Origin of the sequence: Candidatus Paraluminiphilus aquimaris (assembly GCF_026230195.1) — a bacterium.
Taxonomy (GTDB): Bacteria; Pseudomonadota; Gammaproteobacteria; order Pseudomonadales; family Halieaceae; genus Luminiphilus; species Luminiphilus aquimaris.
Window position 1 is genome coordinate 1,499,055 of sequence record NZ_CP036501.1, and the last position, 15,555, is coordinate 1,514,609.

A 15,555-nucleotide genomic window follows, 5' to 3' on the forward strand; every position below is an offset into this window, starting at 1 on the left:
TGAATCTGATGAAGCAGTGGGTAGTCAGCTTAATCTTCCTAGTACTCGTCGGCTGTGGAGGAGGCGGTGGTGGTAGTTCAGCTCCCTCGGGTCCGGCAGCAGGAAGCGGTTCGGGCAGTGCGCCGACCTCGCCAACACCCTCTGAACCCTCAGCTGAAGACTATGAAGCCGCTGCCGTTATGTTAGATCTAGCGACGTTTGGTGTAACAGGCGAGAGCCTCGAGGTAGCCGCAAAAATTGGGCCGGACGACTGGCTCGACGAGCAATTCGATACACCGCCCAGTTACCACTTGCCTATTGTCTATCGTTACGGCTCGGAATACGGCTACGATGTTCTCAATGGAGCTATTCCTCCGGCGTTGTACCGCAGATTTGCCTTTTTTGAGCGAGCGTTCACCGCGCCTGATCAGCTTCGCCAGCTGACCGCCTATGCCTTGTCTCAAATTCTAGTGGTGTCCGATTCAGGCGCGCTCGGCGTAAATCCCGTGGGTTTGTCTAGTTATTACGACACGCTTCTTGAGCACAGCTTTGGCAATTATAGAGATCTACTTCTTGCCGTGACGCTGCACCCCTCAATGGGGTTTTTCCTAAGCCACGTGAACAACGCTAAGACTGATACGGCTGCCAATACGTTCCCAGACGAAAACTATGCTCGCGAGGTAATGCAGCTATTTTCTATTGGTTTGTATGAACTCAATGCTGACGGCAGTCAGAAGCGTGATGTACAAGGAAACCCTATCGCGACATATGACAATGAGGATATCCAAGAGTTTGCAAAAATCTTTACGGGGCTCGCTTACGACTCGACTAATAGAGAGCCGCAATTTGGTCGTAATCAGCCGGTCTTCGCGCTTCCGATGGTGATGTTTAACGAGTATCACGAACCTGGGGAGAAACACTTGTTGAATGGTCAGATAGTTTCTGACGGTCAAACAGGCCTGGAGGACATCGATGATGCGATCGATAATTTATTCAATCACCCAAATGTCGGTCCATTTGTGGGGAGGCAGTTAATACAACGATTGGTGACATCAAACCCGTCGCCTGAATACATCGCTAGGATTTCAGCCGTCTTTGCTGACAACGGTGAGGGTGTTCGCGGCGACATGAAAGCGGTCGTTCGGGCTATATTGACCGATGAAGAAATCGCCGATGCAAGTCGCGTGCGCGAACCTTTCAGGCGGTATCTCGCCGCGGGTAGGGCGTTGAATATAGCTCCCGCCGAAGGTTATAAATATGGTGTAACGGGTTACATCGTGCAAAATCTTACTGGGCAAATGGTGCTTACCGCGCCCAGCGTGTTCAATTTTTATTCGCCCTTTTATCGACCTCAAGGTGGCATGGGCCTTATCTCACCCGAGATGCAAATTACGACTGAAGACACGGCGATCGGGGTAACAAACGTGATGGCGAACTTGGTCTACGGCGACGCGCCCATGGCTACGCATCCCGAGCTTTCGCCGGTGGCCTTAAATCTAGAGCCTTTGGTCGATTTGGTTGACAACGAAGACGTTTTCTTTGATCAGCTGGATAGATTGTTCTTCGCCGGCAATATGAGCGACTTTACTCGTACCGTCCTCTCAGAAGCGATGGCTGAGCTGTCCTCCTCGCCCAATGAGGAGAAGGTAAAACTAAGCCTGTATTTGTCCCTCATTTCCCCTGAGCAGGCGGTTTTTGGAGGTGTCCAATGATGATCAACCGTCGATCTCTACTGAGACGTGGCGCTCAGTCTGCTGTCTCGCTTGGGATGTCGTCTGTGGTCCCGTTTTCCCTTTTGGGAAGTGCGGGGGCTCGCGCGTCAGATGATTATCGCGCAGTAGTGTGTGTGCTACTTGCGGGTGGCGCGGACAGCTACAATATTTTAGTCCCGCGATCTGAGCAGGCGTATGCGCAATATCAAACTCGACGCTCAGACTTAGCACTGAGCCGCAACGATTTGCTGCCTTTAGAGGGGGCTCTCGATGGGGTGAGTTTTGGTTTACACCCGGCCATGTCGAGTCTTCAACAAAGGTTCAATGCTGGGCAGGCAACGTTAGTCACCAACATTGGTCCCCTAGTGGAGCCCACTACTCGCGCGGCGCTCGAGACAGGGAATGTGCGATTACCTTTGGGTTTGTTCTCGCACTCAGATCAAATACTGAGTTGGCAGACAGCGACACCTGCAAACCGTGCGGGCACCGGTGTTGGTGGTCGAATGCTCGATGCGATGCCAGCCGCGAACGCGGGCTTGGCACTCGCAGGTAACATCTCTCTGTCAGGCAATAATTCTTTTCAAGCGGGTGCTGCCACGGGCAGCTATGCCGTGAGTGCCGCGGACGGTGTGAGGCGCATTGCGGGCTACGAAAACGATGTTTTTAGGCGCTACTTCGATCGTTTCTTAGAGGACCCCAACACTTCAACATTGCGCCGTGTCTATGGCAATAAAGTTCAGTCTGCGATTGACGCCGGCGATGTATTTAATTCGGCACTGGAGGGCGCGACAGCCCTCAGCACGCCTTTTTCGGAGCACTACTTTTCAGCAGCGATGAAACGTATCGCCGAGCTAATGAGTGTGCGCGAATCGCTCGGTGTTACACGCCAGACATTTTTCGTGACCTACGGCGGTTGGGATCACCATGAAGATACCTTGGGCCAGCAAGCCGATATGCTGCCCGCCCTTGATGCGGGTCTTGGGCAGTTTCAGGTCGCCCTTGAGGAATTGGGTCTGAGTCAATCGGTGACGACATTTACCATTTCTGATTTCGGTAGAACCCTAACCTCAAATGGTAAAGGCTCAGACCATGGTTGGGGTGGTAATGCGATGATCATGGGTGGTGCGGTGCAAGGCGGTCAGTTATACGGTCATTTCCCCGAGCAGGTAGAAGACAATCCGCTGGATGTTGGTCGTGGCCGTTTTCTACCAAGTACCCCAACCGACGCCATGTATGCTGAGATCTCTAGATGGATGGGTGTTGCGCCTGAGTCACTCGGATCGGTGCTGCCCAACTGGGCAAACTTTGAGGGAAGCACTCAGGGTGCAGGGCTAATGGGTATGCTAACTGGCTAGCGCTGTGCCGTTACCAACCAAAAATTAGCCTCGAACCCTATGCCATCACCGGGCGAGTAAAAGGCCCGCAGACGTTCATAGACGGCTTCTCGTGCGCGATCCTTCAGAGATGGATCGCTTTCTGCGATGAGGGCCGCTGCAGGCCCAATCTGAATGAGTTCCTCGAATATTTCTTCAAAGGGCTGCGATGCGCCTACGGATAACTCAAGTGCCAGAGGCTCAATTCTTGGCTTGTTGAAGCCCGCTTCCGCGAGTACATGCTTAATAACGTCTGGGTCTGCCAACCCAAAGGGTCCGGGTGCGCCAGGTTTTGCAGGTGGCGGCGCTGGAAGCACTGAGAGGGCGGCTTGCAGGGGCGCTGTAAAGAAAGGATTAAGCGACGGACTTTGCCAGCATACAAAGCCCAGTTGACCCTTGGGTTTGAGCGCTTCACGCAACGTTGCGAAGGCGGCAGGTGGATTGTCAAAAAACATCACCCCAAAACGTGAGTAGATGGCATCGAAGGACTCATTTGGGAAAAGCGAATCACTTGCGTCTCCCACGATAAATTCCACCTGAGCTTGGAGCTCATTTTGATTGGCCGCTTTCAGTTCATTGGCCAAAGTGAGCATAGGTTCGGAGATGTCGACCCCCGTAATCTTGGATGAGTCGTCCAAGCGCGACGCCCATTCCAAGGTCTGATTACCACAGCCACAGCCTACATCGAGCAGCCGTGCGCTGGGGGGTAAAGAGAGCGAGTCCATGCAACGACGTCCGGGCTCCGCAAGCAGCTGCTCAAGAAGCGTATTGTGTCTCACCCAACTCGCCCCAGCTCGGCCATTCCACATTTCTTTTTGTAGTTGATTATTCATAGGCAGAACCTTTAATTGCCAAAAATGTAGGAACCGACGTCCTCAAGTTTTTCGAGATCATCGGGTGAGTCGATATCCCAGCCAGCCGATTGCATAGGGATCACGCAGACCTGATGGTTGTTATTTGTAAGCAGCTGTTTCGCACCGTTCTCGGCGTCAAGCGATAACAGATCGGGATAGTACGAGCGGCCAAATACTGCGGGCGGCCCAACGGTGTTTCGGAACCCTGAGCACGCCATACCTGTGCTGTCTGTACTATTAATCAAGGTGGAAAGCTCCTCGGTAGATACTAAAATTTGATCTGAAAGTAGGACGAGGAGTTGATCGCAGTCAGTTGCTAGAAGCTCACACCCAAGCCGAATAGCGCTGCTCATACCCGCTTGCCAGTCAGGGTTGTAAACCAACTCAGCACCGATAAATAAACCGGTGTCAGCTGCGCGCTTTATCTCTGCATCATACCTTCCCGTCACGATGATCAATCGCTTGTGAGGTAAGGGGAGTGCGGCATCGACAACGTGTTGCAGGAGTGGTTTTTTTAAAAAATGTGCGAGCTGCTTGCACGCACCGAATCGGCGCGCTTCACCGGCTGCAAGGATCAGAATACCTAATCGCGATTCAGCCATTTCCTCGAAGGCCCCCATCTTGGACGCTCGGACCGAAGATGGCGTTGTGGCACTTAGCAATGATCGAGAGGGCAATACTCTCAGGAAGCTCGCCTCCGATATCAAAGCCGGCGGGGCCATCGACGGTCGGTTTGAAGTCATCGTCGATGAGACCTGCTTCGTCAAAGACTTCCTCCCTCCGATGTGTCGGACCGAGCAGCCCGACGTAGTCTAGACGTTGGCCCGAGAGTGCGAGTAAGCATTGTGCGTCCATCGGCACGCTGTGAGTCATCACCATAGCCGCATTTATCGATAGGTCTTTGACCTGGTCGGCAAGCGCTTCCGCCGAGCAGCGGAGTCGGTGATCTGCCATATGGAAAAACTCATCCCTCGCATTAGCGGGTCTTGGATCCCAAACGGTTGTCTCCCATCCAAGTTGATTGGCTAACACGACGACGGGCTGTGCATCGATGCCGCCCCCTGCAATCAGTAAATGAGGCGCGGGCGTAATGTGTGAGATGAGCCAAGTTTTACCCTGTAATTCCTCGAGTCGGCTCTTTTTACGCTTGCGAGTCAGCATTGAATCTAGGGTGTACTCACTCGCAAGACTCACTTCGCCTGGGGCAGGGATGTGTTGCCGGAAGTAGCCACTTTGCCTGCTCGTCAGTGAGCGGTGGATCTGTAAGAGGCCTTGGTAGTCATTGTGTTCATTTACTGGCTCGAGCAGTACGTGGACGACACCACCGCAGCCAATGCCCAGTCGGTACGATAGATCATCCTCGTCGTCGCCGTCGTATCGTATGCAAACGGGGAGACCTGAGGCCATCACTTTGCGCGCGTTGAGTCTTATATCTGCTTCGAGACAGCCGCCGCTCAAAAGTCCGAGTTGTTCGCCTCCCGAGCTAATAAGGCTCATTGCCCCGGGCTTTCGATAACTTGAGCCCTCGGTCTTGAAGACCGTTCCGAGAACCCATTCCTCATTGTCTCGTTTGGGTAACCACTTCGAGAGCATGGCGGCTAATTGCATTGTCATGAAAAAAGCCGCCTGCATAGCGCTTCGCGTTGCAACTGCTCGGGACAACGGCTTGGAGCGTCGTGATGCTTTATGGGCAGCAACTTAAACCTGACATGTTCATCGCATTTAATAAAATAGCAGTTCACAAAAAGCTCATCTCTCTGAGGCTCGAATTCCTTGGAGAATGTAGCGCGCATTTTTTTCAAAGCGAGCCTTCATATTGAAGTATCCCATAAAGGTTGCCACATCTTGCGGAAGGGTCTCGGTCGTGATGACTGAATTGGAGGCGCCATCGTACGAGCCGGTTAGCAAGGCCGATATCCCACTCAGCGCGGCGAGCGTTTGGTCCTGTTTTAGGGCGAGGGGTTCTGCGAGTTTCTCGACCATGGCGTGGAAATGATCGGCCATAGCCCGCTTAGATGTGATCAGTGCATCCAATGAGATATTTTGATCGATTACGGTACCCAATCTGGCGTGCAGTGCGAGGAAAATGGGGTCAGAAATACTGGTTTCGTACAGATGTGATACGAAGGCTGCGTCGGTGGTGTGAGACGTCACACCCGCTGTGAGTTCACGACAAAAGCGCTCAAATTCCAGGGTGTAAAGCGAGAGCAGTACCTCCTCCTTTGTACCGAAATAGAGGTAGAGCGTCCCTTTTGCAACACCGGCACGTTTCGATAAGAGCCCCATTGAAAAGCCCTCATAGCCGGCTTCCATAAAGAGCGTCTTAGCTGTTGCGAGTATCGTATCCCGTCGATCGTTTTTCTGCTCCGGGGTTCGCGCTCGCTTAATTTGACCTATTTTTGCACTCATGATGCGATGGTAGCTCGCTTGACAAATGACCGCTAGTCATTAAATGTAACACTGCGAGATCACCGCGGCCCTTTTTACTCCCATCGCGATCGTAAAAGCGGGCGACTACAGAGCGAGTCGATCATATTAGTGAGGTAATGGCGTACGAATGTCGGGCGCTTTGATATCGAGGAAACTACTAATGACAACGTTTACGCTCAACGGCGAAGTAAGGACAGTTGATGCTGATCCCGAAACGCCGGTGCTCTGGGTTATCCGGGAGCAGCTCGACCTAACTGGCACAAAGTTTGGCTGCGGTATGGCGCAATGCGGTGCGTGCACCATCCATGTGAATGGTCGAGCACAACGGTCCTGCATGACGCCCCTCGCCTCGCTCGAGGGTGCAAGCGTCACAACGATTGAAGGGCTCAAGAGCCCAGATGGATCGCTTCATGCGCTTCAACAAGCGTGGATTGATCAGCAAGCCCCTCAGTGTGGTTACTGCCAATCAGGTCAGTTGATGTCAGCGGCAGCGCTGCTAGCAGAGAACCCAAACCCCTCGGATAGTGACATTGATAACGCAATGCGGGGAAATGTCTGCCGCTGCGGCATGTATGGACGAATTCGCTCAGCCATTAAGCAGGTGGCTGGTGCGTCGTTCTATGATGCGATGGAGGGCCGTCAGAATGGGTAAATGGACTAGACGGGGTGTTTTATCGGCGGGTGTTCTTGGTGGCACTGGCTTGGTTATTGGTATCGCTGTTCGCCCGGGTAATCCCACAGAAACAGCGGGGCATTTAGTGGCGGGCGAAGGTGAGAGCCTGTTACATATCTACCTAAAAATTGATGACCAAAATCGTGCGACCGCCATTTTGCCGCACTCAGAGATGGGGCAAGGCGCACAGACAGCATTGACTCAAATGCTGGCGGAAGAGCTTGATGCGGACTGGGACATGATGGGCTTCGAAGAAGCGCCTGCCGACGCTGAGTACGCGAATATGGCGCTCGGACGCGGCTACCTCTTCAAGGGCGTGGACTTCCCCGATGCAGTGGTTCCCACAGTAGATGGACTCATGCTGAACTTAGCAGATGCCATTGGTATGCAGGTGACAGGCGGAAGCATGAGTATCCGCACCACGGGGCAGTACTTCCTACGTGCGGCAGGCGCATCGGTACGCGAGATGCTGGTCAAAACAGCCGCGAAAGCCTGGGGTGTTCCTGCCGGTGAGGTTCGAACTGAGAAGAGTACGCTGCATCACGATGCCAGTGGCAGATCAGCACCTTATTCGGAGTTTGCGGCCGCAGCTGCAGAAATGACACCGTCTTCAACGCCTAAGCTCAAAAAGACCAGTGAGTTTTCTGTCATGGGTCAGAGCAAGCCTCGTCACGATATTCCGTCTAAGGTCGACGGTACCGCGATGTTTGCAATGGACGTTAAACGCCCCGGCATGGTTTATGCCGCTGTTAAGCGAACCCCTGTTGCGGGTGGCTCTTTGCGACGCGTTGATGACAGCGCAGCGCGCGCCATGAAAGGTGTCATCGACGTCGTAAAGATTGGTCCGTCGAGCGCAGCGGGTTTGGTAGGTTCATACTCAGCGGGTGATGCCATTGCGGTTGTTGCCGACAGTTACTGGAAGGCTGAAAAGGCGCTCGCTACGCTGGATCTCGACTGGAATACGGACGGTAAAGAGCAGGTTTCCAGTGCGTCTATTTTTGAGCAGTTTGACCGCGACATCACGGCAGGTGTGGATCGGGCAAACGATGTGGCCTTAGGTGATGCAAATGACGCATTTAATGGTGCTGCAACGGTGCTCACTGCAGATTATCGCGTGCCTTATCTGGCACACAGCTGCATGGAGCCGCCAAATGCAACGGCAGAAGTGACAGCCAATCATGCTGAAATCTGGATAGGTTGTCAGAACCCACTTGGCTTCCGACAACACCTTGCCGCCAGCCTTGGGCTGGATGTTGAGCAAGTAACCTTGCACAACTATTTCATGGGTGGAGGCTTTGGACGAAAGAGCAACGCAGATTATGCGTTGCAGGCCGCGATGATCGCTCGTCAAGTGGGGAGGCCTGTGCAACTGGTTTATTCTCGTGCCGAGGACATCAAGCAAGATTTTTATCGGCCAGCGGTCCAAAGCCGATTCAAGGCAGGTCTAGACGCCGAGGGTAAGTTGATTGCTTGGCAAAACACCTACGTTGACAAGCATGAGCCCGTCGAGGCGCCACTGATTCCTTACGCCGTCGCGGCACAGGATATTGGCCATGTCGCGAGTCCAACGCATGTACCTTTCGGTGCCTGGAGAAGCGTTGATCACTCGCAGCACGGGTTCTTCACCGAATCGTTCGTTGATGAGGCGGCACATGCTGCGGGACAGGACCCTTACGCGTTTCGTGCTGAAATGCTGAAGGACAAGCCCCGACTCTTGGCTGTTCTGAATCGAGTCGCAAAAGAAGCTGGCTGGGGTCTTCCCATGGAGGAGGGGCGCGGTCGGGGTATCTCGCTACAAGAGTCCTTTGGCTCGATCGTTGGCCAAGTTGTGGAGGTGACGGTATCAGGCGGAAAAACATGGGTGGATCGCGTGGTCGCTGTTATCGATGCTGGTTATGCGGTATCACCCGATGGCATGAAGGCACAGATTGAGTCCGGTATTGTCTATGGCTTGAGTGCGGCCATGTACGGTGAAATTACGATTGAAAACGGCGCGGTAGCGCAGAGTAGTTTTGCTGACTATGACGCCATTCGTATGCATGATTCGCCGGTAATTGAGACGCATATTATCAATAGTGGTGCTGAGATCGGGGGGGCGGGTGAGCCTGGCACGCCGGGAGTAGCGCCTGCATTGGCGAATGCGATCTTTAATGCTACCGGTGCGCGTGTTCGAACCTTGCCCATTATCAAGGCGGATCTGAGAAGCGATGCAGAGGCATCGCCATCGGTTGCTGCATTCGGCACCTGAAAAGCATGGTGAGACCTGAAAATAAAAAGCCCCCAGTCGGGGGCTTTTTTTTGTTCAAACCAAGTTGCCAAGACGCGTGAGCTGTTAAACGATGCTGAAGCCTTCTTTGCTGATAGGAAGCGCACGAATACGTTCCCCGCAGGCGTTAAAAACGGCGTTACAAACGGCGGGCGCCAGTGGCGGTAAGGCGGGTTCGCCAGCACCGGTAGGTCTGTAGCCGGAGTTCAAGACAGTCACATGGACGCGAGGGCTCTGCGGCATTCTTAATAGAGGATAATTGTCGTAATTGCTTTGGACGGCGGCGCCATTCTTGATGTTGATACGCTGAGCGGCCAGGGTGCTCAAGCCATCGACCACTGACCCCTGCAATTGATTCTCCAGACCGGACAGATTCACTGCCTGTCCCACATCAGCCGCAACCCAGACATCATGTACGGTGATGTTCTTGCCTTCTACGCTGACTTCAGCGACCTCTGCTATGTGACCGGAGTGGCTCAAAAAGAAGGCGAGGCCTAAGCCACGACCCTCTGGTAGCTTGCGCCCCCAGCCAGCTGCTTTGGTTGCAGCCTCGATGGTGGCTCGCGCTCTTGCCGTATTGAGGCTGGCCATATCGCCTTCACTAATCCATCCCTGGTCACCAATCGCATTTAACAGAAAGTCACGGTGGTCCTGTCCGGCCTTGTCAGCCAGTTCGGCGATAAATGATTGCTCGGCAAAGGCATAAACGTTGGATATGGGCGCCCGCCACGCGCCGGTTGGTGTCTGGGATGTCACAAAACTTTGCTCGATCGCCAGATTGGGTACGACCTTACCGGGGAAGTCGTAGGGCCGGTAACTCGCGCCGTAGTTTGCAGTTTTACCATCGGCAGACGCCGCCGCAACGAGGTTTTTCCAGCCTACGAGCTGACCACTCTTTGAGATGGCTCCCTGTAGACGATAGTAGGTAGGTGCTCTGTAGTAGTCGAACGCCATGTCGTCTTCTCGTTTCCACTGAAGTTTGACAGGCGCGCCAACACGTCGAGAGATGAGCGCGGCTTCGAAAACGTATTCGTTCGACAAGCGGCGGCCGAAACCGCCGCCGCCACGGAGCTGATTAACGGTGATATTGCCCGGCGCGACATCAAGCAACTTCGCCAGATTGGCAGTGATGAAGACCGGAGTTTGACTGCTAGTCCAGACTTCTACGTTGCTCGTTGCAGCTGAAACCAACACCCCTTGAGGTTCTAACTGCGCGTGAGAGACAAAGTCCGTTGAGTAGGTAGCATCCGCCGTTACTTCTGCATGGGCAAAGGCTGCGTCAACATCGCCCGCGCGCTCTATTTCAGCTTCCACTTTTCCTGAAGCTAGGGCGGCCAGCGCCTCTGCCTCAATCGCATCAGAGTCGTCTCTGGATGCGGATGACAAGTCCCAGTCTACCTCGAGGGTCTCACGGGCTTTAAATATCGACCATGTGTCTTTTCCGACAATCGCCACGCCGCTCTGAATGGCATGGGACTCTCTTATGTCAAAGTTATACGGTCCCGGTGTGCCATCAAGAATAAAGGCGTCGACAATGCCGGGTAATGCTTTTATGCGTTCAAGATTGGCGCGCTTTGCGGTGCCACCAATGGATGGACATTTGACGAAGCTGGCGTAAACCATGCCATCGACTTTGGCATCGATGCCAAATATGGGCTTGCCGGTAGCAATGTCTTTCGCTGAAGCATTGGGAATACGCTTACCCAATAAGCGGTACTGCTCTGGCTTCTTCATCTGGACGTCGGCTTCATCGGGAACTGGCATGAGCGATGCGAGAGCCACAAGGTCTTTGTAGTGGGCTACCTTGCCCGATGGCCCATGTCGAACCACCGATTCGGAGGCTGTCACTTCCTCGCGTGGCACGTTCCACTCTCTTGCTGCTGCTCTTAAGAGCATTTCCTTGGCTGTTGCGCCCACTTTCCGCATTTCGTCCCAGCGCATCGGAATCGACAGCGAGCCGCCAGCAAACTGCATTCCGTATTGCTGTTGCACGGGGGCCGCCTGACACACGACATCATCCCAGTTAGCGTCGAGTTCCTCCGCCACAATCATCGGTAACGAGGTGTTAACGCCTTGACCGACTTCAGGGTTTGGACCGTAAATGGTGATGCTGCCATCAGCGTTAATACCAACATAAGCATTCAAGACCCCTGATGCTTCTGCTGAAGCGAGCGACATCATGGAGATACCGCCCGAGGATGACAAAGCCAGACCCAGTGAGACCTTTAAAAAATCTCGTCTGTCGGTGCTTTTAATCTTGTTAACTGACGGGTTCATGCGGACACCTCCTCAGTTTGCACTGCATTGTAAAAAAGAGCCGACGCAGTCATGACGTTACTGGCTGCTTTTATGGCTGACTTGATTCGCACGTAGGTACCGCATCGGCAAAGATTACCGGCCATCGCTGCATCAATTTCATCATCTGTTGGGTTGGGATTTCGCTCAAGAAGTGATGCAGCCGACATGATTTGACCGGCTTGGCAGTATCCGCATTGCGCCACATCATTATCGATCCACGCTTGCTGAACCGGGTGCAAGGTATCGCCTGACAGGCCCTCGATGGTTGTGATCGAACGACCGTCTAACGCGCCAATGGTCAGTTGACAGGAGCGCGTTGCAAAACCGTCGAGCCAGACAGTGCATGCGCCACACTGTCCGACGCCGCAACCATATTTAACACCTTGCATACCCGCATGATCCCGAAGGGCCCAAAGCAGTGGCATTGAGGGATCGATCTCCTCAAATGATTGGTTTTGTCCATTGATCTTCACGGTTATCACCAGCATCACCTCAGTCATTTTTCTTTGCGTTAATAGTGGCACAAATGAGTCTCAAAGACAGGCAGGATGCGAGTTTGATTTGCCAGCGGGTATCGACCATAACGCGTCTGGTATTCATTGAGCGTTTATGACGCGCATGCCCCAAAACGACCCAGCGCACGAGGAGAAGCCACCCAACGAAGAAAATTGGGAGAGGCGCGGGTAACTGTCTCGTTGACCGGGTTGCGTTTAAACAGACAGGGTGGCTCTGGTGGCTATGTGTATAGAGCGGCCCTGCAGCTAAAGGGCCCTTGCTGTACACCGCACTGGAATTAAGGCGCTGTGCCCCTCGTTATGGCTGAGAGGCGCGGAGGTGCTTCTGCAAAGCCGACGTCAAAGCTCCTGGGCAACTTCAAGTTCCTGCTCCAGCTTCTGCCGTGAATCAGCGCGAGGCTTTGAGAATCGTGCAACGCCAAGGTAAATGACAGGGGTGAGGAACAGGGTAAAGAATGCCGTCAGCCCCAAGCCGCCAAAGACGACCCAGCCCACCGCTTCACGCGCTTCAGCGCCCGGGCCAGACGAGAGAATGAGGGGGAGAGCACCCAGCACAGTCGAGATCAGGGTCATTGCGATGGGTCGAAGGCGAATATTGGCCGCATTTTCAATCGCTTCTCGCACTGAGGCGCCTGCATCGCGCTGCTGATCGGCAAATTCCACCAGTAAAATGCCGTTTTTCGCTATCAAACCGATGAGCATAACGAGACCGACTTGGGAATAGACATTGAGCGATATCCCTGTAACGAACAGGGCAAAGATGGCGGCAGCAAGTCCAAAAGGCACAATGGTCATGATGACCAGTGCAGATGTCAGACTTTCAAATTGTGCCACTAAGACAAGAAAAACAATCAGCAGTGCGAGACCGTAGGCGTAAAGAGAGTCACGCCGGGACTCGCCTAATCGCGCAGCCTCGCCCTCAGGCACTACCGAAATGCTGGGCGGAACCACTTCGCGAGCCAATGCGTTGAGGTCATCGACAGCAGTTTGAAGATCAACCCCCTCAACGGTTTGCATGTCGATACTGATGGATCGTCGCTGATACAAACGCCTGAGCTCGTCGGGAACACCTTCCTCAACCACTGTGACCAAGGAGGAAAGGGGTATCAGTTGTCCGTCTTGAGAGCGTACAAACAGATTTATCAGATCGCTCGGTCCTTGAATGCGTTTTTTGCCCGCTTTCAAAATGACTGGAATTGACTGGTCGCCCCCATTGAGATCAACAACTTGCACGCCATCAACCATGACTCTGAGTGTTTGTGCCAACTCGTCGATGGACACATTGAGGTCAGCTAGTCGCTCTCGGTCAATACGAATAGCGACTTGGGCTTGGGAGGGCGTGTAGTCGATTCGTGGACTGGAAACACTTGTAAGCCGCTCTCTAATAGCGTCGGCATAGACCCGCGCTGCCGCGTAGATTTCCTCATAGTCGCTACCCAAAAGCACAAATTGGATACCGCCGCGCCACGAGCCTCGCATGTTGAGGCTGTTACTGCCATACACACGCGCAGTGACACCAGGGAGTTGACTCAGCTTAGGTTGAATTTCGGCCGCAATATCTTGCTGTGAAATATCCCGCTCTTCCCAGGGTTTTAACGTGCCAACAAGGTAGATGATGTTGGGATCCCAACGTCCCGCAACGCTGTAAAGGCGGTCAATGACGCCAGAGTCGAGGTACGGTTGAAAGATGGCTTCTATTTGATCAGCTTGTCGCTCGGTATAAGGCAATCCGACCCCGGCGGGTCCCCGCGCAAACATATTGATTTTACCCCGATCCTCGGTGGGTAGGATCTCGCTTTCCAACTGAGTAAACGCACTACCTGCCAGGCCTGCTATTGCAACCGAGATCACGGCCGCGGCCCACGGGTAGTTAAGTGCCTTTGTAAGGATAAATGCGTAACAGCGCTGCAGAATATTGGGCTTCTGAGTGATGTCTGTCTTGGCTATCTGCTCTGATTTGCCCAGACGAGCCATCAGGGCGGGAACCAATGACAAGGCAACGAACGAAGAAATCGCAACAGCAACCGTTAGGACGAGCCCAAACTCTCTAAATAATCGACCCGAGGTGCCAGGCAGGAAGGCTATGGGAACGAAGACGGCTACCAGTACCATTGTCGTGGCTATCACGGCAAAGAAAACAGACTGCGTGCCAAGCACTGACGAGGCACTGGTGCCTTCACCGCGCTGCTGTCTTCGCTGAATGCTCTCTAGCACCACGATAGCGTCATCGACAATCAGCCCTGTTGCAAGCACCAAGGCAAGAAGCGTGAGGATGTTGATGGAGAAACCGAGCACCCAGCTGGCCGCTAGCGTCCCCAGTAGTGAAATAGGGATGGCGACGGCAGGTACCAGCGTAAATCGCCAGCTGCCAGAAAATAATCGGATAGTGAGGATCACGATGAGTACTGAAAACCCTAGTGTCCTCAGCACCTCGGTCACCGCACCATTGATGAAGACCGCTTCGTCGGAGATGACCTGCAACTTTATATCGTCGCGCTGTGCGTTGAAACGCGCTACGGCTTTATGGGCGCCCTCCGAAATTTGTATCGTATTCGACCCCGCTTGTCGCACGATACCCACGCCTAGGATACGCTGACCATTGAGTCGCACAATGGACGTGGCGTCATCGGGTGTATAGGCGATTCTCGCCACATCCTTCAAGCGCACCTTATCGGTGAGGAGCAAGTTGCCAATATCGGCCTCCGAGTCCACGGCCGCGTCAGCGCGCACTAGCAGAGTCTGGTCACTTGTCTTGAAACTACCCGCTGGGACATCAAGGGGCGCCTGAGAAAGTACCGCTCTGACATCGGTCACCGTTAGGCCATAAGTGCTCAGGCGTCCGGGATCGAGCTCCACTCGCAGGATTTGGCGGCGGGATCCAAAAAGGGGGACGTCAGCAACACCAGGAAGTGAAATAAAAGCAGGTACGACGTCTCTTTCGACGACTGTTGCGAGATCCTGCTCTGAAAGACCCTCAGCCATTACGGCGACCCGCATGATCTCCTCAGCGTCCTCGTCAGCCTTAAAGACGGCGAGCTGCTCAACACTGTCGGGCAACTGACGCTGCACGCGGCTTATGGCCTCCCGAACATCCGCAGCGGCTCTATCGACATTTGAACTTGGGTTAAAGACCGCGCGGATTCGGGTGTTTCCTTCCTCGCTGTTCGAGTTAACCTCTTTCACACCGCTTACACGCGCCACGGCGCCCTCGAGGATCCGGGTAACCTCCGCATCCATGGTTTCGGGTGAGGCGCCTGGGAAGTTTGCGCGGACGTTTACGACAGGCTCATCGACATCGGGCAGCTCACGAACCTCAATAGCAAACATGGCTACCAGACCGGCGATGGCAATCAGCAGGTTCATCACCGTTACCAACCAGGGACGTTTCACCCCAAGTGAGGGGAGTCCGGCGCCGGCGAGATTATTTAAGGTTGTTTTCACGCGCGAATCTCAGC

At 53.9% G+C, this 15,555-nt stretch carries 11 protein-coding genes; 4 read left to right on the forward strand and 7 right to left on the reverse strand.

All coding sequences use genetic code 11. The annotated features are described in order from the left end of the window. Positions 1-8 precede the first annotated feature (8 nt). Both E0F26_RS06945 and E0F26_RS06950 read left to right on the forward strand, forming a co-directional pair. Entirely contained in the window at positions 9-1,691 is a 1,683-nt protein-coding gene (locus E0F26_RS06945; protein ID WP_279240941.1) for a DUF1800 domain-containing protein, read from the forward strand. Continuing rightward, entirely contained in the window at positions 1,688-3,046 is a 1,359-nt protein-coding gene (locus E0F26_RS06950; protein ID WP_279240942.1) for a DUF1501 domain-containing protein, read from the forward strand. The genes E0F26_RS06945 and E0F26_RS06950 overlap by 4 nt, the downstream gene beginning before the upstream one ends. Here E0F26_RS06950 and E0F26_RS06955 read toward each other — a convergent pair. From E0F26_RS06955 to E0F26_RS06970, 4 genes are all read right to left on the reverse strand, one after another. Further along, positions 3,043-3,897, reverse strand: coding sequence for a class I SAM-dependent methyltransferase (locus tag E0F26_RS06955; RefSeq protein WP_279240943.1), 855 nt, complete (start codon positions 3,895-3,897; stop codon positions 3,043-3,045). The genes E0F26_RS06950 and E0F26_RS06955 overlap by 4 nt on opposite strands. 11 nt (positions 3,898-3,908) lie before the next feature. Beyond that, complete coding sequence (locus E0F26_RS06960) at positions 3,909-4,520, reverse strand: nucleotidyltransferase family protein (protein WP_279240944.1); 612 nt, start codon at positions 4,518-4,520, stop codon at positions 3,909-3,911. Next, positions 4,513-5,532, reverse strand: a complete 1,020-nt coding sequence (locus tag E0F26_RS06965; protein WP_279240945.1) for an XdhC family protein — start codon at positions 5,530-5,532, stop codon at positions 4,513-4,515. Before E0F26_RS06965 ends, E0F26_RS06960 begins: the two co-directional genes overlap by 8 nt. 135 nt (positions 5,533-5,667) lie before the next feature. After that, positions 5,668-6,327 carry a TetR/AcrR family transcriptional regulator gene (locus tag E0F26_RS06970; protein ID WP_279240946.1) on the reverse strand — a complete coding sequence of 220 codons (660 nt, stop codon included), beginning with the start codon at positions 6,325-6,327 and terminating at the stop codon, positions 5,668-5,670. A gap of 181 nt (positions 6,328-6,508) precedes the next feature. Between E0F26_RS06970 and E0F26_RS06975 the strand changes: the two genes are divergently transcribed. Then, the gene (locus E0F26_RS06975; protein ID WP_279240947.1) at positions 6,509-7,000 is read left to right on the forward strand and encodes a (2Fe-2S)-binding protein; all 492 of its coding nucleotides are present in this window, start codon (positions 6,509-6,511) and stop codon (positions 6,998-7,000) included. Continuing rightward, the gene (locus E0F26_RS06980) at positions 6,993-9,269 is read left to right on the forward strand and encodes a xanthine dehydrogenase family protein molybdopterin-binding subunit (RefSeq protein ID WP_279240948.1); all 2,277 of its coding nucleotides are present in this window, start codon (positions 6,993-6,995) and stop codon (positions 9,267-9,269) included. Before E0F26_RS06975 ends, E0F26_RS06980 begins: the two co-directional genes overlap by 8 nt. A gap of 84 nt (positions 9,270-9,353) precedes the next feature. Here E0F26_RS06980 and E0F26_RS06985 read toward each other — a convergent pair whose 3' ends face one another. From E0F26_RS06985 to E0F26_RS06995, 3 genes are all read right to left on the reverse strand, one after another. After that, positions 9,354-11,564 (reverse strand): xanthine dehydrogenase family protein molybdopterin-binding subunit, encoded by a 2,211-nt coding sequence (locus E0F26_RS06985; protein WP_279240949.1) that lies wholly within the window; start codon positions 11,562-11,564, stop codon positions 9,354-9,356. Then, a complete protein-coding gene (locus E0F26_RS06990) occupies positions 11,561-12,073 on the reverse strand; it encodes a (2Fe-2S)-binding protein (protein WP_420887704.1) in 513 nt (170 codons plus the stop codon). Before E0F26_RS06990 ends, E0F26_RS06985 begins: the two co-directional genes overlap by 4 nt. Before the next feature lie 366 nt (positions 12,074-12,439). Next, positions 12,440-15,541 carry an efflux RND transporter permease subunit gene (locus E0F26_RS06995; RefSeq protein WP_279240950.1) on the reverse strand — a complete coding sequence of 1,034 codons (3,102 nt, stop codon included), beginning with the start codon at positions 15,539-15,541 and terminating at the stop codon, positions 12,440-12,442. Positions 15,542-15,555: the final 14 nt, after the last annotated feature.